Origin of the sequence: Kocuria cellulosilytica, assembly GCF_040981245.1 — a bacterium.
Taxonomy (GTDB): Bacteria; Actinomycetota; Actinomycetes; order Actinomycetales; family Micrococcaceae; genus Kocuria; species Kocuria cellulosilytica.
This window is the reverse complement of the sequence record NZ_JAVFWZ010000169.1, coordinates 1-504: the sequence shown is the minus strand read 5'-3', so window position 1 is coordinate 504 and position 504 is coordinate 1. Positions and strand designations below refer to the sequence as shown.

Sequence of the window (504 nt, the reverse complement as noted above, 5' to 3'; positions counted from 1 at the left end):
GTGTTCGCCTCCTGGGTGAGCAGGTCACGGTCCTGCGCGATCCAGTGCGGTGCGATGACCAGCCCCACGGTCCCCACGAGCGCCGCCACGGCGGTGCCCCGCGCTGCCGCGCCGGTCCGGGACCGCCAGGAGGGCGTCGTGCGCAGCAGCCGGTTCCACAGCATCTGGAGGGCGATGCCCACGGACAGCGCCAGGAAGGGCACGATGCCGATGACGTACATCGCCGGGAGGTATCCGTCGGGAAGGAGCACGGGCAGCGAGAAGACCGCGACGGCCACCGGGAGCCACGCGCTGCTGCGGCGGGTCAGGCACACGAGTCCTGCCAGGACGCCGCCCACGATCAGGTGCCGGTCGTAGTGCAGCCAGCCCTGCAGGAGGGTGGCGCGGTCGGAGCCGTTCTCCCAGACCGATCCGGAGCCGTTGCGCTCCATCAGCTGGAAGACCACCGCCTCCTGGAGCGACACGCGGCCCGGGGCGGCCAGCAGCTCCCAGTTGAGCAGGGCC

Annotated in this window: 1 pseudogene; it reads right to left on the bottom strand. The window is 72.2% G+C overall.

Annotation, left to right across the window (positions count from 1 at the left end):
• A pseudogene (locus tag RCG67_RS17535) lies at positions 1–504 on the bottom strand (hypothetical protein); the annotation flags it as partial.